Raw genomic sequence first — 454 nt, forward strand, 5'->3', positions numbered from 1 at the left:
TCGTGGGCCAGGCGGCCGCGAGCGCGTTCGTCACCCGTTCGACCGCCGAGGGCCGGACATTCGCAGTGGGGCTTTATCTGTCGTTCTATTATCTGGGCGGCAGCGCGGGAACGGTATTGCCGGTTCCGGCATGGCAGCGCTTCGGCTGGGCGGGCTGCGTCGCACTCGTCGTGTGCGCGCACCTGCTCGCCGCCATCGCCGCTTGCACGTTCTGGAAACCGGGCGGCATCGACGCAACACGCACTCGACCATCATCCATCACGACATCGCGCTAGGCCGGCCAGAGCCGCAGCGGTGGTCCACAGAGAGAAATCGTGCATGAACTCGATCACCACCACGCCCAATCATCTTCTCGACATCGTCTACCCCGTGCTTGAAGGGATGGCGCCCGGCGCGCTGCAGCGCGCACTCGCCGACGCGTTCGACGCGGAATCGGCGTCGCTCGCGCAAATCG

At 66.3% G+C, this 454-nt stretch carries 1 pseudogene; it reads left to right on the top strand.

Annotated elements, in window-relative coordinates:
* Window positions 1-275 (top strand): annotated as a pseudogene (locus tag J5M73_RS31365) (hypothetical protein); the annotation flags it as partial.
* Window positions 276-454 lie beyond the last annotated feature (179 nt).

It is taken from the genome of Pseudomonas sp. 50_B (assembly GCF_017491625.1).
GTDB classification, from domain to species: domain Bacteria; phylum Pseudomonadota; class Gammaproteobacteria; order Pseudomonadales; family Pseudomonadaceae; genus Aquipseudomonas; species Aquipseudomonas danubii.